Below are 24,476 nucleotides of genomic sequence, written 5' to 3'. Positions count from 1 at the left end.
GTACGACGCGGCGCCGGACGCGGCGGCTCGCGGGGCGATTCTGCGCCGGGAACGGTTGTACGGGTCACACATTCTCGACTGGCGCAAGGCCCGAGACGCCGGAGCGTCGGCCGGCTTGACGGACCGGCGGCAATCGGCCGCGCGGGCAGCGAAGAAGGCCGAGAGCGCCGAACTTGCCCGTCTTCAGCGGGAGAACGCCCGCTTGCAGGCCAAGCTGGCCAAGACTGAGACCGCGTTGCAGATCATGGGAAAAGCGCACGCGCTCTTGGAACTGCTCTCCGAGAGCGCGGATTCCGCGCCGATGCCGAACCCGTCCTCGCCGAGGCACAGCAGGCGCTGACCCCGGCGTGGGGCATCGCCGGGGCCTGCCGGCTGACCGGTGTTTCCCGCGCGACGCTCTACCGGCACCGCGTACCACCGCTAATCTCACGGCCGCGGACCGCGCGCAGGCCACCGCCGTCGGCGTTGTCCGAGGCGGAACGTGAGCAGGTGCTGCAACTGCTAAACCGGCCCGAGTACCAAGATCTGGCGCCGGCGCAGGTGTGGGCCCGCGAGCTCGACGAGGGCCGCTGGTGGTGCTCGGAGTCCACGATGTACCGGATCTTGCGGGCTGCCGGGCAGAGCGGCGAACGCCGCAGCCAGGCCAGCCATCCGGCCCGCACCAAACCCGAACTCGTGGCCGACGCGGCGAACCAGGTCTGGTCCTGGGACATCACCAAGCTGCGCGGCCCGCAGAAGGGCGTCTGGTTCCACCTCTACACCGTGATCGACATCTGGTCCCGTTACGTCGTCGGGCACCTGGTCGCCGCGCACGAGGACGGCCAGCTCGCCGAGGCGCTGATCGCTGACGCGGCCGCCCGCGAACGCGTCGATGCCGATCAGTTGACCGTGCACGCCGACCGTGGCGCCGCGATGACCAGCAAGACCGTCACCCAGCTGCTGACCGATCTGAAGATCGGCCGTAGCCACAGCCGTCCGAAGACATCGAACGACAATCCGTACATCGAGGCGAGCTTCAAGACGTTGAAGTACGACCCGACGTTTCCCGAGCGGTTCGGGTCGATCCAGCACGCCCGGCAGCACTGCGAGGCGTTCTACACCTACTACAACCACGAGCACCGGCACTCCGGGGTCGGCCTGCACACCCCGGCATCGGTGCATCACGGCACCGCCGGGCAGATCCGTGAACAGCGGCAACAGACCCTCGACGCGGCCTGGGCAGCGCACCCGCAACGGTTCGGCCGCCGCCGTCCACGCCCGCCCCGCCTCCCGGACCGGGCATGGATCAACAAACCCGACAACAGCGACCCCGAACAGACCACCGCCTCGCCCGTGCCCAACCAACCAGCAGCACAAAGCTAAACAAAATCAAGAAAATGTCTCAGTTGACTTGACAGGCTCCGGGTCTCCGGCGCTTCAAGCGAGTAAGCCTGCTCGCTCTGCCAGCGGGCGCAGCCCGGGCGTCGCCGCTCGCCGCTCCCTGGTCATGAGGTCGAGCAAGACTGCTCGTGCTTGCACGTTGGCGTACACCGCCTCTGCGGCTACCCGCTCGGCTTCGAGGAGATGCAGTACGGCGGTGGGCCTGTCGGTGGTCGACATGAACGCCGCTGCGGCCAGGTCGATGTGCACCTGAGCGCGTCGTCCCACGATGACGGCGGGCAGCCGTGACGTGTCGAGGCGCGAGCCAACTTCGAGGGCCTGATCGGCTCTCCGTGAGTGGACGGCGGCGGAGACCGAATGGATGGCGACGTTCGTCGGGCCGAAGGCGGTCCATAACCGGTTCTGTTCCGTGCCGAGGTCTGCGGCCAGCCGCTCCGCCTGTGACAGGTGCTGAGCGGATTCCTTGGTGTTGCCCTGTCCGGCGGACATGACGGCCGCGAGGAGGAGCAGCGCACCATGGGCGGACAGCAGGTCGGGGTCGGCTGTCGAACCACTCGCGGCTAGGCGGTCGATGCTGCTGCGCGTGATTTCCTCGGCCTCGGCGGCTCGACCCGGCATCCGCAGGAGGCCGCAGGCGGCTTGGTACGCCGCGATCGCGACGAGGGCCTTGTCGTCGCTGAGCCTGGCGGCGTTCGCGGCTCGGTCGGCGCTGAGCAGGGCGGTCTCTCCATCACCGACCTTGGCGGCGAGCTTGGCCGCTGCGAGATAGGCGGCGGCGAGAAGCCGACAGGCGTCTCTACGGTCGGGCCCTGCCGGGCAATCGGACAATGCGGTTGCCTGACGCAGTACGTCTGGCAAAAGGCGGGCAGCGGATGTGTAGCTCGCTCGCTGGTAGAGATCGTGGATGCGTCGGATGGAGCGTCGAAGGTGGGCCAGGGTTTGGACTGGCTGGGTCGGCGGCGTGAGGTAGTCGGTCAGGAAGCTCCGCACGTCGCTGAGAAGCTCCGGCCGGGCAGCGGCGGTGCTGCTGGCGTCGTGGTCCTGATTGCTGTTTGCCATGGCTTGTCCTCGGCGCTTGGCCACTGACACGTCGGCGAGCATGTCGTCGACCTGTTCGAGCGTAACGCCTAAGGCGAAGGCGATCCGGGTTCTGTGCCAGGGGTGCGGGTCCGTCTCGGCGTTCTCCCACCGCACCACGGTGGACCGCTCCACGCCGACGGTGTCAGCGAGACGTTCCTGGCTGAACCCGAGAGCCTTACGCCGCTGACAGAGCCGCTGCCGCTTCAGGGCCACGCTCGGACCTCCCTCCGCTCCGTCGTCAATGTAGTCACCGCGCGTCGAGATCGTGGGGCGGTGGATGCCTCATTTCTGCGTCATACGGGCTCCTTCGACGCTGTAGTTCCTCATCCCCTCTCATCCGAGGCTGGTCCTATGGCCCGGGGCGGGTGCCGGGCTCCGGCGGTGCCGCGTCCCCCGATCGCGGCGATCCGCCGACCCCGCCCGCCTCGGCGCCACTCCACGACAGAAGCCCGACCCCGGAGGCGCCCACCGATGTCCGCCGTACTCGCCGACTTCCCCGACCGCACCCCGGTCACCGACGAGGATCTGCTCCTCGCCGAGCTGGCCGTGCGCGTACACGTGCCGGAGCGCTGGCCGCAGGGCCGGCTGTGCCGCAGCGAGCGCGTGCTATACCCGCGTCGCCTGGCCCGGTGGGGTCACGGCACGCTGCGCGCGGCCGGCTTCGGCGCGGGCGAGGCGCGGTGACCGAGGAGGCGGGCCGGTTCTGGGCGGTGGTCGAGGATCGCTGCCCGGGGTTGCTGCCGGAGCGGGACGCGCCGCTGCTGCACGCGTCCCTGCTGCGGTTGCTGGAGGGCGGCGACGACCGGGCGGGGCGGCTGGCGCTGCTGCGGGTGCTCGGGTGCGCGTACCGGAGGTTCGGGCTGCGGCCCTGGCACGCGGCGGCGGTCGGCGGCGCGTTGCTGCCCGCGCCGGGGATGGGCTGGTGGCGGGCGTGGCGGCTGGTCGAGCGGGCCGCCGCGCGGGTGGGGGACGGCCCGGCCTGGTGGCCGGTCGAGGTGATCGACCACGACCGCGCCGCCGAGGGCGTGGCGGTGCTGACGGTACGGCCGTGGCGGCGGCTGCCGCACCGCGCCGGCCAGGCGCTGCCGGTGTGCACGCCGCGCCGGCCGGGGCGGTGGCGGTGGCTGTCGCCGGCAAACGTCCCCCGCCGGGACGGCACGGTCGAACTCCATGTCCGCGCCGTCGCGTCCGGGGGCGTCTCGCGAAGCCTGGTCGACGAGGTACGCCCCGGTGAGCTGCTGCACCTCGGCGCGCCGCAGGACTCGGGGTTGGAGCTGGTGGACGGGGGAGGCGACCTGCTGCTGGTGGCCGGCGGCACCGGGCTGGCGCCGCTGCGCGCCCTGGTGGAACAGGTCGCCGAGGCGCCGGGCGGGCGGCGGGTCACGTTGATCGTCGGCGCCCGCACGTTCGCCGACCTGTACGACGCGGTCGCGCTGGACAAGCTCCAGCAGGCCCACGACTGGCTGCGGATCGTGCCGGCGTTCTCCGACGACCCCGAGGCCGAGCCGGCGGAGCAGGGCACCGCGATCGCGTTGGCGACCTACCACCACCGGCCCGGCCAGCACGTGCACGTCTGCGGCCCGCCCGCCATGCTCGCCGCCGCCCGACGCTGGCTGAGCCTCGCCGGGGTGCCCGCCGGGCGGCTGCACCTGCCGGTGATCGGGGACCGGTGATGGCCGTCTACCGCAGCCGGCACGCGTTGGCCGGGCCGCTCACCTCGGGCCGGATCGAGGCCATCGAGCTGCCGCTGACGTCGCGGCTGCGGCGCGGATACCGCGTCGAGGACGTCGACGCCGTCCTGCACCGCCTCGCCTACGAGCTGGCCGAGCGGTCGCGTCAGCTCGGCATGGTGAACGCCGAGAACCGCCGGATCAAAACCGCGCTGCGCAATTGGCAATCAGAATGTTCCAGCGTTGGAAATTCCATCGACTGAGTGGTGCCGGAATATCGGCGCGGCAGCCAACTTGTGCGACGCGGGGCCTGGTGATCAGGGAAGACGCCTTCCTATTCTGTTTGGACAGAAGCCGCGGTAACTGTCTTCGGGGGGCGTGGCATGGCATTTTTCCGGGCGTACAGAATGGTGGTGGCCGCCGTCCTCGGCGGCTTCCTGATCGCGGCGGCCGTGCCCGTTCCGTCGCCGGGGATGGCCGCCGTCAACCGCGAGATGACCGACTACCTGGCGGCCCACCCGGGTGGGGTGCCGGTCGGCGCCGACGAGATCAGCTACGGCGGCGGCGCACTGCTGGTCACGCTGCGCGCGCCGGCCGGCGCCTACGCGCTGGCCGACTGCCCCCGAGGCTGGTTCTGCTTCTACGACCGGCCGAACCTCGGCTACCCCCGGGGCAAGCTCTCCTCCTGCGGCCGGCAGGACCTCGCCACCTGGCAGTGGCAGTTCCGGATCGGGTCCGCGCACTACAACATGTCCAGCGGCTCGGCGACGTTCTACTACAACGACATGGCGTTGTTCAGCGTCGGCCTCGGCAATCCGGTCCGCGCCGACGCCGCGCCCTGGCGGGACTGGGCGACACACGTCAGCCGTAGATGCTGACCGACGCCGGGTCGCCGCATCGCGCGTCGGCGATGGTGTCGGTCCGGTCGCTGTGCAGGAACAGGTAGTAGCTGACCAGGAAGTCGTCGGTGCTCGTCGTCTGGTGGCTGAGCAGTCGCCCGGTCTCCTCGTCGAACTGGAGCGTCTCCCGCCGGCCCGCGCCGTCGACCGCGCTGATCGCATAGCCGTACCGGTCGGCGCGGTCCGGGTACCGGCCCTGCTGGACGATGCCGTCGGTGTCGGCGAGCAGCCGCAGCAGCGTCGCACGCTGCGGAGCGGTCAGCGGCCGGAACCGGTAGATCCAGGAGACCACCTCCAGCGTGCCGGCCGCGTTGCGGAGCTCCGGCGGCATCTGCCGCACCACCTCGTCCACCTGCGCCCGCAGCTCGGCCAGGTCCACCGACGGGTCCGGCGGCACGTCGGTCAGGTCGCCCCGGTCGTACCGGACGTCCTGCGGCTGCGACCGCCGGCCGCCGTCGACGGCATGGACGGTCTGCCGGCCGGACCGCTCCCGGGTCCACCAGAGCCACTCCTCGCGATAGCGCGTCGGGTCGTCCGAACCGGGCACGAGATTCTCTGGCGACCAGACGCGTAGGCAGGTGAACGCGTACCGGCCCTGGCGCGGCGGCTCCGTCCGCCGGGCCACCCGGTCGGCGATCTGGCCGAGCTTCGGGCCGGGGTCCACCGGCTCCGGGGGCGCCGGTTCGCGTGGGCCGCCACGGCCGGGCGACGTCTCGGCCCGACCGGGCGGCAGCACCGTTATCGGCGGCCGGCCGCCCTGGTCCGACGCGCCCTCCGCCACGAGGTACACCACCAGGCTGCCGAGCGCGGTGACGAGTGTCAGGGGCAGGACCAGCCGGCGCCGGCGAGGCCACGTGCCGGCGGTCGCCGCGACGTGCCGGCCCCGCGTCCCGCCGACCGGCCGCACGACGTACGGCCGACCGGCGCGCTCCCCGTCGCCACCGGTGGGGGCCGACTCGCGGAAGCGACGCGCCTCGTGCCCGCGCTGTGCGGGCGCGTGCCACGAAGGCGGGGCCAGGTCGACGACCGGCGTGTCGTCGCCGAGGAACGACTGGTCGACCCTCGGGGGCGCCTCGGTCGCCGTGTCCTCGTGGTGCGCCTTCGTCGCGTAGGCGGCCAGGCGGAAGCCCCAACGGTGGCCCTCCGGCCCGAGGTTGTCGAGGGTGACGGCGGTGAGCGCCTGAGAGATCAGCGACAGCCGCCACTGCCGGCCCCACTCCCGCCGCCAGTTCCCGGACGTGGCATACCGCCGACCGGCCTCGTAGGTGAGGCGTACCAGCCGGGCCAGTGCGGGCGGCAGGCTGCTCGGCTCGGGCCGGTCGGGGTGGACCAGACAGGTCAGCAGAGCGTCGGCCTGTTTCGGCGGCAGGCCCTGCGGTCGTTGCCCGTCCGGGCCGGGGCGGGGCGCCACCCAGCGCAGGACCGTGGCGAGCAGCAGCGCCACCAGGTCACGGGTCAGCGGGGCGTCGATCTCGTACCTGTCGAAGTCGATCAGGGTGAACGTGTTCGGGCAGACGGTGCCGTCAGGTCGCACCGCGAAGAGGACGTTTCCCCCGTGGGCATCACCGTGTGTCAGGCCGGTCAGGTATTCGACGCGCAGGTCACCGTGGGGCCCGCCGCCCTCGGTGAGGCGCAGCGGGTTGGGCAGCCTCCGGCCGTCGACGACCACCTGCGTGCCGCTCAGATCGCCCAGGCCGAGCCGGCCGGCCGCGGCGGTCACCTCCGACAGCGCCCCGGTGACCGCCAACTCGCGTCTGACGTACTCCCGCACGGTGGTGGGCGCGGTCGACCGGCCGACGGGCGCGGTCCCACCGTTCCAGTCGTCGAGCAGGACCTCGACGACCTTGCGGAATGCCTCGACGAGCTGGTCGTCGTCCTCGATCTCGTCCAGCGTGCGGACCGGATCGCCGCCGTTGGCGACGTCCTGGAAGGAGAGCTGACGGCCGTCGGCCACCGGGTACGAGCCGTGGTGCTGCTCGACCATGTGCCGCTCGGCGAAGCCGGGCGCGTCGGCCCGTGCCTGAGCGTGCCGGCTCACCTCCGGCCGCTGGCCGCCGCCGGCCGGGTGGACCTTGACCAGCAGCTTGTGACTGCTCGTGCGGCCCAGGCCCGCCGGTCTGTTCAGTTTGACCACGAACAGCCGCGCTCCGCTGTAGCCGCACATCGGGCCGTGCCGCGACAGCACCTCGACCGTGCCGTGGCCGGCCGTCCACCGCTCCAGCGCCTCCCACACCAGCGGGTCGTCCCGCTGGAGCCACACCGGTCTGTCACCTGGGGGGTCGTCCATAGTGGTATGAACCTTCTGGCCTGAAGGGATGGGAAGGCGCTGGTGACCGAGGGTGTGGCCGCCGGGAGGTGCGCTGGTCGCGTGGGTCGAAATCTACCCGGAACTTCCGACGAAGCCGGTGGTACTCGACGCCCGGGGAGAAACCTTACTTTTCGGAAACCGCTCTCGCGCCGACCGGTAACAATCGACTACCCGGTGTGAGATCCAAGGTATTGAATGTATTCTCGGTGCGGGGGACCGGGAGGACGGCGTGACGGACCGGACTGATTCCCTGCTCAGACGGCAGACCGAGCCGACGATGATGGCGCTGCTGCGGGCCATGTCGGTCTGCCACAGCCGCGCCCAACGCCTCGACGCGCTGCGTACCTCGGTCTCCGTGGTCATCGCCGGCGCCGGCGCGGTAGTCGCCTTCATCGGCGTGTCGGCCACCGCCGTCACCGCGCTCGGCGCGCTCTGGGCCGTCGTCAACGCGTTCGGGCTCGCCACCTGGTCCCGCGGGCAACTCCGGCGGGCCGCCACCATCCAGGAGATGTTCGACGTCGACCTGTTCGGCCTGCCCTGGAACGAGGTCGCGGCCGGGAAGCGCGTCACCGCGCCCGAGATCAGCCGGCTCGACCGCGCGTTCCGGGGCACCGAACGCTACCTGCGCGACTACTACGAGATCCCGGAACTCCCCGCGCCCTACGACGTGCTCGCCTGCCAGCAACAGAGCCTCGGCTGGGGCGCCCGGCTGCGCCGCCGCTACGCGTACACCGTGCTCGCCGCCGTGGCCGCCTGGGCGGCGACCGGCGTCGTCTACGGCGTGCTCGCCGGCCTGACCGTCGCCCACCTGCTGCTCGCCTGGTTCGTGCCGTCGCTCGGCGCGCTGCTGCTCGGCGTCGAGATCTACCGCGGGCAACGCGATGTCGCCGTCGAACGCGACCGGGCCACCGCCGTCCTCCACGACCACATCACCTCGGCCATCCGTGACCCGTCGGCCGCCACCGACCTTCTCGGACTGGCCCGGCAGGTGCAGGACCTGCTGTTCCGCACCCGCTGCGGCCAGCCCCGCGTACCCGACTGGTTCTTCCGCCGGTTCCACGCCGCCGACCGGGTCGACTTCCAGTCCACCATGACCGGCCTCGACCACCTGCTGAACCCGGGGTGAGCGCTCCGTCACGCCGAGCCGTGCAGGGTCACGCGATGACCCGGGCGCCGGTACCGTCCGTCGCGTGTCGCACACCGAAGACCCGCTGGCCCGGTTCACGCCGCCCCAGCCGTACACCAAGGATGTCGTCGCCGGCGCGCCCGCCGCGCCCGGCGTGCACCTGGTGCTCGACGGCGGCGTGGTCGCCTACGTCGGCTACACCGGCGACCGCGACTCGTCGGTGCTGCACGACCAGGTCGGCCAGCTCCTCGATACGCCGGGCAGGGCCGCGACCCGCGGCGACATCGCCGGGTGGCTGGGGCGGTGCGAGGTCCGCTGGCAGGAGACCGACAACCCCGAGGGTACGAAGGAAGCGCTGGTCCTGGCGCTGCGACCCCGCTTCAACCGTCAGGCGCCCCGGACCCGCTGACCATCGGAGATCTACTTCAGTTTGCGAAAACCCATGCGCGGCCGTTCGCTGGCCCTAGCTATTCTGAGTGCTCGACCCGTTACTCCGAGGAGTTGACGATGGCTGGTCGATGGGAAGCGGAACCGGCGGCGACCTTCGCCCGGCGGCTCGGGCGGTCCGCCGCCGAGTTGGGCGAGAGCGGCGGCACCACCACCTGCCCCGACATCTGGGAACTCTCCAACGGCGACGTGGCAGTCATCGGCCGCGACCTCACGGACGCGTACGACGGGCGCCTGCCGGACGGGGTTAGCGTCGGCCAGGACGAGCGGCTGGTCGTGATCCCGCGCAGCATGATCCGTGCCGCCAAGCCGGACATCCCGGATGCGTGACGTTCTGCGGGCGGCTTCCGCGCAACGGATGAGCCTGCCCGAGTACGAGGCCGACTTCTACGCCACGGTGGAAACCGTGGACGGGACGATCCTCAAGACCGAGCGGCTCCAGACGTTCCGCGAGCCGGGCAGCCCGAGCTGGGAGGCATTCGCCGCCGGCCGGTGGGACGAGGCGTTGCGGATCGCCGCCCAGCCCAATCCCGAGTTGGTGCAGTTCTTCGCCCGTCTCGACACACTGGGCTCCGGGCTGCACCGCCTGCGGATCGTGGAGCTTCCTCTCACGCCGTACCTGATCTGGGAGCTGAACTTCCTCCGCTTCCGCGCCGAGGCGGGGGAGCGGATCCGCGTGCTCGACGCCGGGGCGGTGTCGGAGACGGAGCGGGCGCACGGCCGGATACCGGAGCTGATGGTGGCCGGCAGCCGCGCCGTCTACGACGTCCGCTACGACGAGACAGGGCTTCCGGTCGGTGCGGAGAAGGCCGTCGAACCCAGGGTCGTCGAGGGCTGCCGATCCCGGATTCTGGCGTTGCTCGACGAGGCTGAGCCGTTCGAATCGTTCTTCTATCGGGAGGTCGACGGCCGGACGCCCTCCACATCCCACCTGTAGTAGCCTGCCGGCACCAGCGACCCTGGAGGCAGGCGTGCCCGGACTGCGGATGGTCACCAGCCTCGCTCGCCGGTCGGCAACGCCCACCGCACTCCTGCTCGCCGTGCTGGCCGTCCTCGTCGCGGTGCTCCTCACCCCGCTCGGCCTGCTCTGGATCGGTGACCGTCCCGGCTACGACTGGCCCCTGCTCGGCAACGTCGGCCAGGCATACGGCGCTGCCTCCGCTATCCTCGCCGCCCTTGCGCTCATCGGGGTGGTCGTCTCCCTGATCGTGCAGGCGCGCGAGGCCAAGGCGGCTCGGGAGCAGGCCCTCCGGGCGCTGCACACCGACCTGCTCAAGATGGCCATCGACGACCCCGACCTGTTGGAGTGCTGGGGCCCGATCGAGGAGTCGACCGATCTGGGCTGGTTCCGAAAGCACGTCTACAGCAATCTGATCGTGACCCACTGGCAGCTCATGTGGGAGGTGGACACGCTCAGCGAGCCCCACCTCGAGGTGCTGGCCGACCAGTTCTTCAAGGGCGCCGCCGGGCGACGCTTCTGGGCGGAGGCGAGGGGCCCGCGGATGAAGGCCGAGACGTCGCGCCGTGCCCGGCGCTTCACGCTGGTCATGGACCGGCGCTATCAGATGGCTGTCACGGCGGGTCCGGCAGCCGATGCGGCGGCTGCCCGCCCGGCACCTGGCGACCCGTTGCCCAACCGTCCTGCCGTGCACCTCGCGCGGGGTGTACTCCTCGGCGGTGGCCTGGCTCTGGCCGGCGGCTACCTGGCGCGGCGACTTACCACTCGACGGGACCAGTCGTAGGCCGCCTGGCAGGGCGCAGCGCGTCGACCACGGCTGCCCAGCGGCTCGGCGTCATCTCCTCCGGCGCACGCAGCACGTCCCCGTCGTGCACCACCACGCCCGCGTCCCGCAGTAACTTCAAGTTCGGCGCGTAGGCGGGATGCGCCGACAGCGCGGCGTTCACCCGGGGAAAGACGTGGATCGGCAGGCCGGTGCCGAGCAGCTCGTTGAGGACGCCCAGGGCCAGCGTGTCGCTCGCCCCGGTCGCCCACTTGTTCAGCGTGTTGAAGGTCGCCGGCACGACCGCGGCGGCGTGGGCCGGCGGGTGCGGTTCGGGGTCGCCGGGACGGCGCCACTCGGCGCGTACCGGATGACCGGTCTGCGCGGCGAGCGCGTCGCGGTCGAGCCAGCTCGCGGCGGTCGGGGTGGCGATCAGGCAGACCCGCCAGCCGTCGGCGGCGAGCAGCTCGGCGAGTTCGCCGACCCGCTGGGCCGGGGGAGCGGCGCAGACGACCAGGTGCAGCACCGGCGCTTCACTCATGCCGCCAGTTCTACCCGCAAACGGCCCCGCCCGAGCACCGTCTGCGGGTGCTCGGGCGGGGCAGGTTGTTAATAGGGGGCCCTTCCTATACCGGAGGCGTTAAGAGGGGGCCCCGCCTTTCTGCACCACGCCGTTGACCTTCAGGGTGTACGGGGCGTACTGCTGGACCTGCTCGGTGGGCTCGTCGTAGGCGACCACGGCGACCACCTTCGGGAACAGCGCGAGCAGCGCGAGCTGGAGCCGGTTGAGCGTCAGGCTCGACTTGCCGTCGAACTCGAACTGCCAGGCCAGCGAGTGCTTCTCGTCCAGGCCGATGAGCCGCACGTTCCAGTTGGCGACGGCGATCGGCTTGATCTCGGTGGGCGAGTCGAACGGGGCGAGGCTGCTGCCGTCGCTGACCGTGGTGCCACCGACCGTGACGTCGTCGACGAGCAGGCCGCCCTCGTTGACGCCGCCGTCACTGACGTAGCGGAAGCCGAGCAGGATGTTCTTCCCGGCGTACGCGGACAGGTCGAAGCTGTGCGGCTCGAACCCGTCGGTGGTGCCGTTGAGCGCCGGGCCGAGCGGACCGTCGATGGTCTTGTCGCCGGCGACCGCCGTGTAGGTGGCGCCACCGTCGGTGGAGACCACCACGTAGCCGTAGTCGAAGCCCAGCTCCGCGCCGTACTTGGCGACGAAGCGCAACGTCGGGTCGGCGGTCGGCACGGTCACCGGGGTGACCGCCGCAGCGTCGGTGTTGTTGACGTTGCCGGAGAACAGCACCGGGTTGCCGGGACGGTCCGGGTCGTCGGTCACCACGGTCCAGGCCAGCGGCAGCGCCGGCAGCGTCTTCGCGCCCTGGAACGACAGCGACCGCAGGTCACGGCCGCGCAGCACGGTCCCGTCGGCCTTCGACAGCGGGACGTAGTCGGCGCCGTTGGGCGCCGCGCCGGGCGTGGCGTACGCGGCCGGGTTCGCCAGGTTGACGGTGGAGCGCAGGCTCTTCGTGGTCACCCGACTCTTCGGTACGCCGAGCATGATGCCGGTGCGCGACTCCCCGACGATCTTGTCGACCAGCGTCATGGTCTGGTAGTCGTGGATCACCTGGTACATGTTCTTCGCGCCCTCGGCCTTGAGCGCCGCGTCCAGGCTGGCCAGCCCCTGCAGGTCGGCGTCGTTGTGCAGCCGGTGCACGATGTCGTTGCCGTACCGGTCGTAGAGGAACTGGATGAACGCGTACGCGTTGCCGTAGTCGGCGAGCACCGCGTTCGGGTTCGGGCTCTCGCCCCACAGGTTCAGCGAGTTCTCCGGCCCGCCGCAGTCCCGCGGGTTCGCGTTGTACGGCGTCTTGACCGTGCCGAAGCCCTGCTGGCAGTAGAGGTGGCTGTCCGCGCCCCGGTCGAAGACGGTGGCCTTGGTGTCCACGTACCCGGTGAGGGTCTGCGCGAAGTCCGACAGGCCCTCGTTCATCCAGGTGGTCTCGAACGGGTCGCTGTAGTAGTGCGCCAGGTGCTGCCACTCGTGGGCGAACGTGCCCTCGTAGCTGAACGGGCGCGCCGGGCGGCTGGTGCACAGGTCGTCGGTCGGCTCGTCCGGCGGGTTGGCGCCGGTGCGGTGCAGCCAGTCGAACGCGTCGACGGTCATCACGTTGCGGTCGAACAGCTCGTTGAGCTGCGCCGAGAAGAAGCCGGCGATGTAGGTGGGCGCGGCCGGGAAGTCGTAGAAGTTGTCGTCCCGGACGTTGTCGATCAGGGTGACCGTCTTGTTGCCGCCGCCGGAGTAGTCGCCGCCGTTGCCCTGCGCGTCCGGCGGGATCTGCGAGTTGCTGCCGTCGCGGTCCGGCGGCCGGCTGAACGCCACCGTCTCCTTCGGGTACATGTTCGTGTCGAACTCGTGCACGAAGCTCTGCACCTGGGCGTCGGTGATCTGCGTCGACGTCGGGATCTGGTTGCGGCAGTCGTCGGCCGGGAACGCGATGTCGTTGGCGACCCACACCTCGACGTTGTCGCCGACGCCGCGCAGCGTGTAGTCCTTGCGGTAGTAGGTGCCCTGGAAGTCGTCCATGCCGAGCCACTGCCGGACGGTGCCGACCGGGGGCGTGGTGGCCGCGGCGGCCTTCGACCGCGCCTGGGCGCGCTTCTGGTAACGGGCCGGGGTCTTCACCGGCTTGCCGTCGAGCGTGAAGTCCTTGCGGGTCAGCTCGCGGGTGTCGTCGACGACCGGCTTGGCCTTCCCCGTGGCCGGGGCGGCCGACGCGGCGGTGGCGGGCAGGACGCCGAGGAACGGTAGGACGAGTGCGATGGCTGCGGTACCGGCGATCCGGCTGCGTGCCATTGGCCCCCCTTGTCGGGTGTGCGGAATCCGGCCGACGGGGTCACCGTCGTATCCACCGGAGTGATATTCACCGTCGTTCGTACGCCACGCCGTTGCCTTTGGCAACCAGTTGAACGTGTTAAGAAGGGGCCCCGCCTATACCGAATGCGTTAAGAAGGGGCCCGGCCTTGCACGTCATCGAAAGTGTGCTGAGCGATGTGCGCTCCGGTGCCCACCGGGGCGTGGTGGTCGACTCGCCGCCCGGCGCCGGCAAGAGCACGCTCGTCGTCCGCGCCGGCGCGGAGATCGCCGCCACCGGTGACCCGCTGATGATCGTGGCGCAGACCAACGAGCAGGTCGACGACCTGATCGACCGGCTCGCCCGCAGGGCGCCCGAGCTGCGCATCGGCCGGCTCTCGGCGGCCGACTACCGGCCCACCGAGCGGGTCGCGGGTCACGCGACGGTCCGGGTCGCCGCGAAGGTCGCCGACCTGGGCGGGCCGGCCGTCACCATCGCCACGGCGGCCAAGTTGGCCACCCTCACCGAGGGCACCTGGCCGTGGGCGATCGTCGACGAGGCGTACCAGATGCGCGCCGACGCGCTGCTGCGCGTGGCCGGGCGGTTCGAGCGGGCGCTGTTCGTCGGCGACCCCGGGCAGCTCGACCCGTTCTCCACCGTCGAGACCGCCCGCTGGACCGGCCTGACCTGGGATCCGATGCAGTCGGCGGTGGCCACGCTGCTGCGGCACAACCCGGAGCTGCCGGTGCACCGGCTGCCGGTGTCGTGGCGGCTGCCCGCCTCCGCCGCCCCGGTGGTCTCCGCCGCGTTCTACCCGTTCACCGGGTTCCGCGCCGGCACCGGGCCGGCCGACCGGGCGCTCACGTTCACCGAGCTGGGCCCGGGCGACGGCTACGACGCCTCGGTCGAGCTGGCCGCCGCCACCGGTTGGGCGTTGCACGAGCTGCCCGCCCGGCACACCGTGCGTACCGACGCCGAGGCCGCCACCGCCTGCGCGGAGCTGGCCCTGCGGGTGTTGCGGCGCGGCGCGGTAGCGGTCAGCGAGGCCGCGCCCGGCGGCGCGCCGGTCACCGCGGACCGGATCGCCGTCGGCGCCGCCCACCGCGACCAGGTCGCGGCCATCCGTTCCCGGCTGGGCGCGGCCGGGGCGGGCATCACCGTGGACACCGCCAACCGGCTCCAGGGCCGGGAGTACGACGTGACGATCGTGCTGCACCCGCTCTCCGGCCGGCGCGACGCCACCGCCTTCCACCTGGAGTCGGGGCGGCTGTGCGTGCTGGCGTCGCGGCACCGGCACGCCTGCGTGGTGGTGGCCCGGGCCGGCATCGGCGAGCTGCTCGACGCCTACCCGTCGACCGAGCGGGTGCACCTGGACGTGCCGGTGAAGTTCCCGGACGGCTGGGAGGCCAACCAGACCGTCCTCACCCACCTCGACACGCATCGGGCCTGACCGGCGGGCGGCGTCGGTGACCTGATCGGCGGCCGGTCCCGTCCGGGTGACCGAGTTGACGCTCGCGGAGGGTGACCCTAACCTTGCTCATAGGGGAGATGGTGGCTGGCGACGACGAGCTGACATGTAGTCGTGGTCCGAGCCGTCTCAATACCCGGCCCCAGCCTCGCTGCTGGGGCTTTCCCCTTTTCCGGCCGGGCCGGGCTCAGCGCGCGCCGGGGTCGTCGCCCGGCAGGTGGTGCCAGGCGCCACGCCCGCGCGGGTCGAACAGCGCGCTCGTGCGGCGGGGATGCGCGAAGACGTCCACGTAGTCGAGGTCGAGCTGGTAGGCCACGGCCGGCCCGCCGTCGTCCGCCACCAGCGCCCGCACCTGCGCGGGAGCCGGCCGCCGGGCGTCGCGCAGCACGGCCGCCAGCACGCCGCTCTGGCCGGCGGCGAGCGCCGGCACGCCGGTCACCGGGCCGCTTCGGCCGTCCGAGCACCACAGCGTCCCGCTGACCCGCAGCGCCGGCCCGGCGCCGACGTTCTCCACCGGGATCACCAGCCGGTCCTTCGTGAGCGCCAGGAACGCGTACGCGGGCGCCGGCGCGGAGGCCAGCGCATAGCGCTCCTCGGCGGGTGGATGCGGGGCCACCATCCCGCCGCCGTCCGGGAACGCCACCGCCTGGTGCACCGGCAGCAGCAGCGGGTAGCGGCTCAGCACCAGCGACCGGCGGGACTCCTCGAGCTGCCGGTCGGTGCGGGCCAGCGCCTGCCGGGAGAGGTGGATCGCGGCCAGCGCCCCGACGGTGGAGGCGATGGCGGCGAAGGAGCCGACGACGGGGGCGGCCCGGGGGGTGGGCCAGGCGACGGCCACCACGACCGCGGCGGCGGCGGCGCACACCGCGAGTGCCCCCGCGATCGTCAGCCCGTGCCGGGGCAGGGTGCGCAGGCGGGCCGCCGTTCGGCGCAGCACCGGCCCCCCTAGGCGGACGACGAGCCGGAGTCGCCCCAGCGCGTCCGGGGCACGGTGACCTTCTCGTCGCGCCAGGTCAGCGCCCGGGACTGGGCGAGCACGCGCAGGATCCGGTGCCGGTCGCGGGAGTCGTAGCCGAACACCGGCTCGGCCCGGGTCCGGTCCCGCACGGTCATGAACTCCAGGACCTGGCTCTCCGGCACCGGACTCGGGGCGCGGTCGGCGAACTCGCGGTACAGCTCGTGGTAGGCGGTCTCGATCGTCCGGGTCAGCGGCGAGTCGACGGCGATCGCGTGGCGCTCGCCGTCGACCGCGACGGCGTCGACCACACCGGCCGCGGCGGCGTACCGGACGACCTGGTTGATCCGCCCGGCGGCCCGGCGGTCCGGCCCCTGGCCGACACCGCTGGCGTTGAGCAGCCCGGTGAGGTTCCGGTAGGGGATGGTGCGCCGCTGCCGCCGGTAGCACTCCACGGCCAGCGCCGCGTGCACCCGCCACAACGGCTCCAGATAGCCCAGGGCCAGGTCCTCCGTGGTCACCGCGTAGGTGTCGTCGGCGCCCTTGCGCACCAGCCCCACGCCGGTGAGCGCGTCGAGCACCCGGTGCAGCCGGGGCCCGTCGTCGGTCTGCAGCGGCCCGGTGCGCAACTGGGCGAGGGTGTAGCCCTTCGCCCGGGCGGCGAGCCGCCGCAGCACGAAGTCGACGGCCACGAGGTCGGTGAACCGCTCCGGGTCGATGTCGAGGTAGGTGCGGGTCATGCTGCGCGGCGAGAACCCGGACCTGTCGCGGGCCGCCGCGTCGGTGCGGGTGACCTTGCGTCCGACGGATTCCACGAGCGCCCAGTAGCGGCTCTCGTCCTCGTTGTCCAGGATCCGCCAGCCGGCCAGCAGCGCCGTGCGCTCACCGGTCTCCCGGCCGCCCAGGATGAAGCCCCGGCGTTGCAGTTCGAGCAGGCCGATCACGTCGCGGCAGGTGGACGGCGGCAGCTTCCGCAGGGCGTAGATGTCGTCGATGCAGAGCGAGTCCAGCCCGGGCAGGGTGAGGATGCCCCGGAACTGGGGGGAGAGCCGGTCCGGGTCGCCGTAGACCACTGTCACCTGGCAGCCGTCGCGCAGCAGCCGGCGGATCAGCGGGATGAAGTCCTGGTCGCCGGTGACCAGGACGAAGTGGCCGCAGCCCTGGTGCAGGTAGTCCATCGCCAGCACGGTCAGGTGGATGTCGGCCTGCTCCTTGAGGCTGACCACCACGTCGGCGTCGATCAGGTGCTCGGCCATGGCGGTGCTGATGGTGCCGTCGAACCGCACCGCGGCCATGTGCTTGTAGTGCAGGTGGCCGCCGCACCTCGTGGTCGCGTCGCGCCACAGCGCGTCGACGATGCCCCGCTCGGCCAGATGACCACGCTTGATGACCGCGCTGCTGAGATTGTCCCAGTCGACGAGCAGGACACCCTTGCTTCCGACCGGCATCGGCGGCTCCTCCCCGAGCTGATCGAGCCGTACGTCGTTTCCGAATTCTGGCCCCCTGCCCGCCCTCTGCCGCTTCATCCGTTCGGGCACGATCTCCGTCGCTTGTGCGACGCCGTCGAAGCGTTTCGGTGTGCGGCGTGTGACCGTAGGATGACCGAAGGTCCATCCAGGACGGCAATTCCGGTGGAGCAGGGCCGGTCGGAGACGCGCCGACAATGGGGTTCCCTGCTCGTTCTCCACCCCGGAGGCGATTGTGGCGCGCTTCTACCCGAAGCACCCGCGAACGAACGCCACACGCGGCGAGCGGGTCGTCTTCGAACGACTCCGAGCGCTGAACGACTCGTGGTGCGTGCTGCACAACCTGTCGTACGTCGACGTCGGCCAGCCGCGCCTGCGGATCGGCGAGGCCGACTTCGTCCTGCTCCACCCCCGGCACGGGCTGCTGATCATGGAGGTGAAGGACGGCGCCTACCGGGTGACCGGCCGGCAGTGGTTCGCGCGCCGACGCGGCGACGACGTCCCGCTCACCGACCCGTTCGACCAGGCTGTCCGCAACCGGTACGCGCTGGCCGGCTGGCTGCGCCGCAGCACCGGCATCCGGCACGTGCCGGCCGGGCACTGCGTCGTCTTCACCGACGGGCGGCCGTCGGGCAACCTCGGCCCGAACGCCCCGGACACGATAGTGCTGACCGCGGCCTCGCTGGAACACGCGCCGGTCCTGGTCGAGCGCGTGATGGCCCACTGGGACCAACGCGGCTGGAGCAGCCGGGCCGACTTCGACCTGGCGCTCGCCGCGCTGGCGCCGACCGCCGTGGTCGCGCGCACCCTCAAGTACGACGTCGACCTCGCCGCCGACGACCTGGACCGTCGGACCCGCCGTCAGATCCAGCTCACCGACCGGCAGTTGGAGGTGCTGGCCGCCACCTCCGGCAGGCAGGCGTCGCTGGTGCTCGGCGCGGCCGGGACCGGCAAGACGCTGCTGGCCCAGGAACGGGCCCGGGAACTGGCCGCCCGGGGGCTGCGGGTGGCGGTGATCGGCCAGCAGCGCGACCTGCGCCTGGAGATCCGGCGACAGCTGCGGGTGCCCGGAGTCAGCTCCGGTGACCCGGAGGACGTGCTGTGCGACCTGTTCGGCGCGGAGCGGCTCGGCGGCTACGAGGGCGAGCCGCTGTGGGCCACGGTGCTGAGCCTCGTCGAGGCGTACGGCCGGCCGCTGGACTGCCTCATCGTGGACGAGGCGCAGAGCCACGACGAGGACCTGCTGGTCGCGCTGCGCGACCTGGTCCGGCCCGACGGCTCGGTGGTGCTGTTCGCCGACCCCTACCAGCGGGACCGGACCGGCAGTTGGCGTCCCGGCGGCGGCTTCAACGAGTTCTGGCTGACCGAGAACTGCCGTAACACGCTGCCCATCGCCAAGCTGGTGGCGCGGGTGGCCGGGATGCTGCACGGCCCGGTCGAGGGGCCGGCCGGCCGCCGGCCCCGCCTGGCCGACGGCGCCACCGACATCGTGGCGACCTGCGTCGACGCGGTGCTGGAGGTGCTGAAGGACCTGCCGGCGACGCAGGCGGTGCTGGTGACCGCCACCCGCACCCACCACGCCGCCATCCGGCGGCTGCTCGCCGAGCACGGCGTGCGGACCAGCGGCGGGCTGCGCGGCGACGGGCTGGCGGTCTGCACCGTACGCCAGTTCCACGGGTGCGAGGCGCCGGCCGTGGTGTACGCCGACGACGGCGACGAGGACTGGACGACCAGCTACATCGCGGTCAGCCGGGCCTGCGCCTACCTGCACGTCGTCGGCCGCCCGGACCGGTGGGAGCCCGTTCGATTCCTGATGGAGGATGCGCGATGACGCTCTACGAGGAGGCCGTGACGTTCCTGGAGTCGGAGGGGTGGTCGGTTCCCGGGGAGAGCCGCAGCGAGGTCATCCGGGCCCGGCGGGCCGCGTACGCGGACAACAGCGAGCACATGACGGTCTGGTGCCCGACCGTCCCGGACGCCGACGACCTGCACCGGCGCGAGGCGAGCCTGCTGCAACGCTTCGGCGAGGAGGCTCGTACGCCGGGGGCGAAGTTCCTGCTGGTCGAGTCCACCCAGGGCCTGTCCACGGATTTCCGCCGGCTCGCCAAGCACGAGTTCAACGTCGACATCCGGGTCCCGATCCAGTTCTTCGACGCCCGGTTCAAGTGGGACGACTCGCCGACCTCGGCGATGGCCGGCACCGCCGCGCAGCAGCTCAGTCGCGACGGGGAGGCCGCCGCCCGCGGGCGTACCCCGCAGCCGTTCCAGGCGGTCGGCACCGGGCAGGTCGGCACCGACCTGCTGGCCGAGCTGGCCCACCGGTTCGACGCCGAACGCGGCTGGGATCGGCCGATCGTGTTGGTCACCGCGCCCGCCGGGTTCGGCAAGAGCGTCCTGTTCCAGTCCCTGTTCGCGACGCTCTACGCCAACTTCCAGAAGGCGAAGAAGCAACTCCGGCGGGCCTACCGGCCGCTGCCGCTGCTGCCGGACTACGCGGCGCTGGCCAGCGCGCCGGCGCTGGGCCCGATGGTCGACGCGCTGTTGCAGACCGAGGTGGCCCGCCCGGTCAAGCAGCCCACCTTCCAGTGGATGCTCACCCGGGGGTTCGCGAGCTGGCTGCTGGACGGGCTGGACGAGGTCATCGCCCAGGACCCGGACTTCTTCGAGTACATCCGCGAGATCGTGGCCCGGCCGGACAATCCGACCACCCCGCGCATCCTGCTCTGCGTGCGGGATTCGCTGCTCAGCTCCAACCAGGCGCTGCGGGACTTCCTGGCGGTGGCGCACGAGTACGTCGAGGAGTTCCGGCTGCTGCCCTGGCAGCCGCAGTCGATCCGGACGTTCGCCCGGATCCGGCTCCAGGACGACGACCGACGACTGCTCGACATCCTGGACGCGAAGCCGCAACTGATGCGCCTCTGTGGCACGCCCTACTACGCGGAGCTGCTGGCCGAACGGGTCGCGCTCGGCCAGACCGACGGCATCCCCGACGACTACTCGGAGATGAACCTGGTCGACGACGCGGTGGACGCGATCATGGACCGGGAGTACAAGAAGGAGCAGTTGCAGGAGAGCATGGTCACCCGGCTGGACCTGCTGGACATCATCAGCGACGTCGCCGTGGCCGAGCTGGAGAACGACAACCGCGGCGTGCCCGTGCACGACATCGGGGAACTCGCCGAGTTCGTGCTCCCGCACGACCTCTCCGACGCCGAGCGCGAGCGGTGCACCGACGCGATCTGCCGGCTGCCGGTGTTCCGCGCCGCCTCGGAACGCCAGCGGGTCCGCTTCGCCCAGGACGTCATCTTCGAGCACCAGATCGGCATCCGGGCCGCCCGCTACTTCGCGGTCAACCCGGTGCGGTTCGCGCAGTTGCTGGACTGCCGGCCCTTCCCGCCGGACTCGTTCGCCATCCGGGTGCTCTGCGCCCGGATCCGGGAACTCGCCGCCGGTGAGGAGTTGCTGAACCGGCTGGCCAGCGCGACCGTCACGCCCACCGCGTTCCGCAACATGCTCCAGGTGCTGCTCGGGCTGCCCGACTGCGACCGGCTGCTGCCGCACGCGCCGCTGGAGCGGCAGAACCTGTCCGGCCTGACGTTCGCCGACCTGTCGCTGGTCGGGGTCAGCTTCCGGGGCGCGAACCTGGAGTCGACCCGGTTCCAGCACTGCGACATGACCGGGTGCGACCTGTCCGACGCCACGTTGCACGGCACCCGCTTCGACGCCTGCCTGCCGACGCTCGCCGAGGCCGACTTCGGGCAGCTCACCGGGTTCGTCTCGGCCGAGATCGACGACCGGCCGGCGATCGAGGACGTGGCCGACTTCGTCCGCCTGCTGGGCGTGGACGGCCGCCGGGAACGACCCTTCGTCGGGCCCTGCCCGACCGCCCTGCAACTGCGCTTCCTGTTCCTGAAGTTCGTCCGACCCGACGGGCACTACCGACGGGACTCGCTCGACGAGAAGGGGCTGCTGTCGGGGCGCCGCGTCGTCGACCCGGGCTCGGTGCTCACCGGCGCGGTGCGGGCCGGTTTCCTCACCGCCATCCCGAAGCGCCGCCGGTACGAGCGCACGCACAGCCAGCTCTACGCGGACATGGTGGGCTTCGCCCAGAACCTGCGGGTGACGCCGGCCATCCGGTCGCTGCTGGAGGACACCTGCCGGGTCGACGGGTGCGCGCACGTGGTGCAGGAGAACGCCACCGCGGCCAGGGACTGACACCTCAGGTCCGGCCGCGCGGTCCGAACGGATCTTCCGGCGGTGGCGGGCGGTGGGCAGGATGGCCGGATGTATTCACACGACCCGTACCAGCACCAGCCGTCGTACCCCGCGCAGCCGCACCAGGACACCGGCCGGTGGGTGACGGTGCTGTGGGTCGTGGTGCCGGCGATCCTGGTGATCCTCTGCTGCGCCGGGTGTGTCGTCTCCGGGGTGGCCGGCGCGTTCATGGACGGCTTCGAGGAGGGCTACTCGTCGTCGTCGTAGGCGCCGGCCCTCGCCGCGCGCGGCTGGCGGCGGTGCGTTAGACAGGGATCATGACCGTGAGCGTGCTGCCCTGGCTGGGCGGGGCCGTGGTGGCGGTGGCGGCCGGTTTCCTGGCCGCGCTGCTGCCCCGGCGGCGCGCCCGCGCCGACCGCCGGAAGGTCGCCTGGTCGTCGGCGCGGGCGGCGATCCACGACGCCACCGTCAGCCGGGACGCGTCGACCACGCCGGTGCCCGAGGCGGAGCGGCTGCTGGCCCGCGCCGAACTGCTCGCCGCCGCGCCCGGCGGCGGCGCGGACGCGGCCCGGGAGGCCGCCGGGCACGCCCGCCGCGCCGACGAGCTGTGGCGGGCCGGCGCGTGAGGGTACGCCGGGAACTGCTGCGCTGGTCCCTGCTGGCCGTCGCGGCGGCCGTGCTCGCGGTGTTCCTGGTCGCGCAGCGGCAGAGCGTCGAGGTCAGCTACGGGCGGTCGCCGTCGTCGGCGTCGCTGCCCGCCGAGGGCTCCGCCGGTGAGCTGAGCGACGCGTCGGTGCCCTCGGTCGAGGAGATGACCGCGCTGGTCGCGGCCGAGCCGGTGGTCCGCCTGCCCGGCGCGGTCGCCCGCTGGGACGAAGGGCGGGTGCGGGCCGCCGCCGGCCCCGGCGGCACCCGGATCCTGGTCGCGCCGCCGGGGCTGGACGAGGCGGAACGCCGGCGGGTGAAGGACGTGGAGAACGCCGAGATCCGGATCGTCGGCACCGAGGTCAGCGGCGGCGTGCTGGCGGCCACGCCGGACGACCTGCCGGGCTGGCGGGCCCAGTTCGCCACCGACGACGTCACCGACCAGGTGCTCACGCTGCTCGCCGCGCTGCGCGAGCAGCCCGCCCCGCCGGACCGCGACGACCTGCGCTGGCGGGAGCCGACCGCCGGCGAGCTGGCCCCGGTTACCGCCGCGCTGCGGGCGACCGGCCGGTGGGTCGCTCCCGGCGCGACACTGCCCCGGCTCCCGGAGCAGACCGCGAAGGAGGCATTCCCGGGCGGGGCCTGGTTCGTCGTGCTCCCGGCCCAGCCGTACGGGACGCCGCTGCCGGCGTACGGGCCGGCGCTGCACCGGCTCGCCCCGGACCGACCTCTGGTGGTGATGTACGGCGGCTGGATCGAGTACCACGGTCCGGGTGCGGCGGACTTCGCCGAGGTGGCCGGCGCCAGCTTCTACGCGCAGTACGGCAGCCGGCTCAGCCGCTACTCCTATCCGCAGCTCAACGTGCTCGGCGCGTACCTGGCCCGGGTCACCGACGTGCGTTACGCGGGGCTGTTCGACAGGCCGCTGCCCTACCGGCCGTTCGACCCGTTGCGGGTGGCGCTGCCGGCGCTGCCGTGGCTCTTCGCCGGCTGCGTGGCCGGCTTCGTGGCGCTGTCGATCCGTACCGTGCGCGCCGGTCGGCGCCGGCCGGGCGACCTCGGGCCGGGTGGCGCGCCGGCGCGGCTGGCCGGGCTCTCCGCGCTGGCCGTGGAGCTGTCCCTGTTGACCGACGCGCGCAGCGACCCGGCGCTGGTGCGGGGCATCGGCCGGCTGCGCTCGGCCCGGTACGCGCTCGACGACGGGCTGCCCGACAAGCACGTACGCGGGCTGCTGGCCGACGCGGAGGCCGAGCTGGACGGCGTGGCCCGGGAGGTGCGGATGCCCGGCTACCGGCCGGACGTCTACCTGCAGGGGAGGCTGTCGTGACCGGCGCCCCGCGCCGGGTGCTCGGCCGGCTGGTCGGCACCGCGTTCGGCCGGGCGGTGCTGGCCTGCCTGGCGCTGGCCGGCTGGGCGCTGTGGTCCGGCGGCCTGTTCGACGGGCCGGCGGCCCGGCAGGTGCGCGCCTCGTCGGTCTACGCGGCACCCGGCGTCGACCTGGACCGGGCCGCCGCCGAACGGGTCGTCGGCAATCGGCGGTTGGTGGTGTTGATGATGGAGCCGGGCGCCGACCTGCCCGGGGCCTGCGCCGACACCGAGCGCGCCACGCAGGGGACGCTGGTGCTGGCGATGAGCCGCGACGGCGACGACTGGGACACGTACGGCTGCTCCCGTCTCGGCGGCGACAGCCCGCGCGACATCGGCCGGTCGATGGTCGTGGAGACCGTGATCGGCCAGGGCGCGGACGCGTTCGTGGACCGGCCGGTCGAGGCGCTGAAGGTGATCGTGCTCAACTACGACAGGCTGGTCCGCACCGGCCTGGTGCCCGACGGCGGCCGGACCATCAGCCCGTCGCTGCCCCGCTACCTGCTGGCCGGCGGCGCGGTGGGCGGCGTGGTGGCCGGCGCGGCGGTGCTCTGGTGGGGCGGCCGACGGGCCGGCCGGCTGGCCGACGCGCGGCGGGCCGGGCGGGACGCGCGGGCCGACGAGCGGGCCGCGCTGGGCGCCGCCACCGCCGTGCTGGCCCAGCAGATCATCGACCTGGACGCCACCGGCGGTCCGGCCTCCCGGCGGTTGGCCGCCGACTACGTCGGGCTGCTCGACGAGGTGTCCGGTGTGGACGCCGGGGGTTCCGTGGGTCGGCTGCGCGAGCGGGTCGAGGAGCTGAGCCGCCGGGCGGCGGACCTGGCCGACGGTCCGGACGCGCGGACGGGGCCGGCGGTGACCCGCCGACCCCGTCGGTGA

24 protein-coding genes are annotated in these 24,476 nt (G+C 72.5%); 18 read left to right on the top strand and 6 right to left on the bottom strand.

Annotated features, from left to right (window positions below):
• Window positions 1-115: 115 nt before the first annotated feature.
• Together O7618_RS19365 and O7618_RS19360 are read left to right on the top strand one after the other, a co-directional pair.
• Window positions 116-340 carry a hypothetical protein gene (locus O7618_RS19365; RefSeq protein ID WP_278104785.1) on the top strand — a complete coding sequence of 75 codons (225 nt, stop codon included), beginning with the start codon at window positions 116-118 and terminating at the stop codon, window positions 338-340.
• On the top strand, window positions 337-1,362 hold the full coding sequence (locus O7618_RS19360) for an IS3 family transposase (RefSeq protein WP_347405420.1): 1,026 nt from the start codon (window positions 337-339) through the stop codon (window positions 1,360-1,362). Before O7618_RS19365 ends, O7618_RS19360 begins: the two co-directional genes overlap by 4 nt.
• A 54-nt stretch (window positions 1,363-1,416) precedes the next feature.
• Here O7618_RS19360 and O7618_RS19355 read toward each other — a convergent pair whose 3' ends face one another.
• Window positions 1,417-2,673, bottom strand: a complete 1,257-nt coding sequence (locus O7618_RS19355) for a helix-turn-helix transcriptional regulator (protein WP_278107521.1) — start codon at window positions 2,671-2,673, stop codon at window positions 1,417-1,419.
• Window positions 2,674-2,931: 258 nt separating this feature from the next.
• Between O7618_RS19355 and O7618_RS19350 the strand changes: the two genes are divergently transcribed.
• The 4 genes from O7618_RS19350 to O7618_RS19335 all read left to right on the top strand — a co-directional run bounded on the left by O7618_RS19350 (window position 2,932) and on the right by O7618_RS19335 (window position 5,008).
• Entirely contained in the window at window positions 2,932-3,144 is a 213-nt protein-coding gene (locus tag O7618_RS19350) for a hypothetical protein (RefSeq protein WP_278107520.1), read from the top strand.
• Complete coding sequence (locus O7618_RS19345; RefSeq protein WP_278107519.1) at window positions 3,141-4,133, top strand: FAD-binding oxidoreductase; 993 nt, start codon at window positions 3,141-3,143, stop codon at window positions 4,131-4,133. Before O7618_RS19350 ends, O7618_RS19345 begins: the two co-directional genes overlap by 4 nt.
• Complete coding sequence (locus O7618_RS19340; RefSeq protein WP_278107518.1) at window positions 4,133-4,393, top strand: hypothetical protein; 261 nt, start codon at window positions 4,133-4,135, stop codon at window positions 4,391-4,393. Before O7618_RS19345 ends, O7618_RS19340 begins: the two co-directional genes overlap by 1 nt.
• A gap of 120 nt (window positions 4,394-4,513) precedes the next feature.
• Window positions 4,514-5,008 (top strand): hypothetical protein, encoded by a 495-nt coding sequence (locus O7618_RS19335; RefSeq protein WP_278107517.1) that lies wholly within the window; start codon window positions 4,514-4,516, stop codon window positions 5,006-5,008.
• On the opposite strand, the gene O7618_RS19330 is transcribed toward O7618_RS19335, so the two are convergent.
• Window positions 4,992-7,316: a hypothetical protein gene (locus O7618_RS19330; protein ID WP_278107516.1), complete on the bottom strand. Its 2,325-nt coding sequence runs from the start codon at window positions 7,314-7,316 to the stop codon at window positions 4,992-4,994. The genes O7618_RS19335 and O7618_RS19330 overlap by 17 nt on opposite strands.
• A 250-nt stretch (window positions 7,317-7,566) precedes the next feature.
• On the opposite strand from O7618_RS19330, the gene O7618_RS19325 reads away from it, so the two are divergent.
• The 5 genes from O7618_RS19325 (at window position 7,567) to O7618_RS19305 (ending at window position 10,652) form a co-directional block, all read left to right on the top strand.
• Window positions 7,567-8,463, top strand: coding sequence for an S-4TM family putative pore-forming effector (locus tag O7618_RS19325; RefSeq protein ID WP_278107515.1), 897 nt, complete (start codon window positions 7,567-7,569; stop codon window positions 8,461-8,463).
• Between the two features lie 64 nt (window positions 8,464-8,527).
• Window positions 8,528-8,872: a hypothetical protein gene (locus tag O7618_RS19320; protein WP_278107514.1), complete on the top strand. Its 345-nt coding sequence runs from the start codon at window positions 8,528-8,530 to the stop codon at window positions 8,870-8,872.
• 98 nt (window positions 8,873-8,970) lie between these two features.
• Window positions 8,971-9,240 carry a hypothetical protein gene (locus tag O7618_RS19315; RefSeq protein ID WP_278107513.1) on the top strand — a complete coding sequence of 90 codons (270 nt, stop codon included), beginning with the start codon at window positions 8,971-8,973 and terminating at the stop codon, window positions 9,238-9,240.
• On the top strand, window positions 9,233-9,847 hold the full coding sequence (locus O7618_RS19310) for a DUF6879 family protein (protein WP_278107512.1): 615 nt from the start codon (window positions 9,233-9,235) through the stop codon (window positions 9,845-9,847). The genes O7618_RS19315 and O7618_RS19310 overlap by 8 nt, the downstream gene beginning before the upstream one ends.
• A gap of 34 nt (window positions 9,848-9,881) precedes the next feature.
• Entirely contained in the window at window positions 9,882-10,652 is a 771-nt protein-coding gene (locus O7618_RS19305) for a DUF6082 family protein (protein ID WP_278107511.1), read from the top strand.
• Here O7618_RS19305 and O7618_RS19300 read toward each other — a convergent pair.
• The gene (locus O7618_RS19300; RefSeq protein WP_278107510.1) at window positions 10,627-11,172 is read right to left on the bottom strand and encodes a flavoprotein; all 546 of its coding nucleotides are present in this window, start codon (window positions 11,170-11,172) and stop codon (window positions 10,627-10,629) included. The two genes, O7618_RS19305 and O7618_RS19300, sit on opposite strands and share 26 nt — an antisense overlap.
• Window positions 11,173-11,271: 99 nt before the next feature.
• Window positions 11,272-13,485 carry a choice-of-anchor J domain-containing protein gene (locus tag O7618_RS19295; protein WP_278107509.1) on the bottom strand — a complete coding sequence of 738 codons (2,214 nt, stop codon included), beginning with the start codon at window positions 13,483-13,485 and terminating at the stop codon, window positions 11,272-11,274.
• 185 nt (window positions 13,486-13,670) lie between these two features.
• Here O7618_RS19295 and O7618_RS19290 point away from each other — a divergent pair, with 185 nt between their 5' ends.
• Complete coding sequence (locus O7618_RS19290) at window positions 13,671-14,933, top strand: AAA family ATPase (RefSeq protein WP_278107508.1); 1,263 nt, start codon at window positions 13,671-13,673, stop codon at window positions 14,931-14,933.
• A gap of 205 nt (window positions 14,934-15,138) precedes the next feature.
• Here O7618_RS19290 and O7618_RS19285 read toward each other — a convergent pair whose 3' ends face one another.
• Together O7618_RS19285 and O7618_RS19280 are read right to left on the bottom strand one after the other, a co-directional pair.
• Window positions 15,139-15,888 (bottom strand): hypothetical protein, encoded by a 750-nt coding sequence (locus tag O7618_RS19285; protein WP_278107506.1) that lies wholly within the window; start codon window positions 15,886-15,888, stop codon window positions 15,139-15,141.
• A gap of 8 nt (window positions 15,889-15,896) precedes the next feature.
• The gene (locus O7618_RS19280; RefSeq protein ID WP_278107505.1) at window positions 15,897-17,354 is read right to left on the bottom strand and encodes an NYN domain-containing protein; all 1,458 of its coding nucleotides are present in this window, start codon (window positions 17,352-17,354) and stop codon (window positions 15,897-15,899) included.
• A 253-nt stretch (window positions 17,355-17,607) separates the two neighbouring features.
• On the opposite strand from O7618_RS19280, the gene O7618_RS19275 reads away from it, so the two are divergent.
• From O7618_RS19275 to O7618_RS19250, 6 genes are all read left to right on the top strand, one after another.
• Window positions 17,608-19,203, top strand: a complete 1,596-nt coding sequence (locus O7618_RS19275; RefSeq protein ID WP_278107504.1) for an NERD domain-containing protein — start codon at window positions 17,608-17,610, stop codon at window positions 19,201-19,203.
• A complete protein-coding gene (locus tag O7618_RS19270) occupies window positions 19,200-21,587 on the top strand; it encodes a pentapeptide repeat-containing protein (protein ID WP_278107503.1) in 2,388 nt (795 codons plus the stop codon). The genes O7618_RS19275 and O7618_RS19270 overlap by 4 nt, the downstream gene beginning before the upstream one ends.
• Before the next feature lie 69 nt (window positions 21,588-21,656).
• The gene (locus O7618_RS19265) at window positions 21,657-21,854 is read left to right on the top strand and encodes a hypothetical protein (protein WP_278107502.1); all 198 of its coding nucleotides are present in this window, start codon (window positions 21,657-21,659) and stop codon (window positions 21,852-21,854) included.
• A 50-nt stretch (window positions 21,855-21,904) separates the two neighbouring features.
• On the top strand, window positions 21,905-22,213 hold the full coding sequence (locus O7618_RS19260; protein ID WP_278107501.1) for a DUF6403 family protein: 309 nt from the start codon (window positions 21,905-21,907) through the stop codon (window positions 22,211-22,213).
• Window positions 22,210-23,559, top strand: a complete 1,350-nt coding sequence (locus O7618_RS19255; RefSeq protein WP_278107500.1) for a hypothetical protein — start codon at window positions 22,210-22,212, stop codon at window positions 23,557-23,559. Before O7618_RS19260 ends, O7618_RS19255 begins: the two co-directional genes overlap by 4 nt.
• Window positions 23,556-24,476: a hypothetical protein gene (locus tag O7618_RS19250; RefSeq protein WP_278107499.1), complete on the top strand. Its 921-nt coding sequence runs from the start codon at window positions 23,556-23,558 to the stop codon at window positions 24,474-24,476. The genes O7618_RS19255 and O7618_RS19250 overlap by 4 nt, the downstream gene beginning before the upstream one ends.

Origin of the sequence: Micromonospora sp. WMMD980, assembly GCF_029626035.1 — a bacterium.
Lineage (GTDB): Bacteria > Actinomycetota > Actinomycetes > Mycobacteriales > Micromonosporaceae > Micromonospora.
Note: the sequence above shows the minus strand (reverse complement) of the source record. Positions and strands in the feature narration are given on the sequence as shown.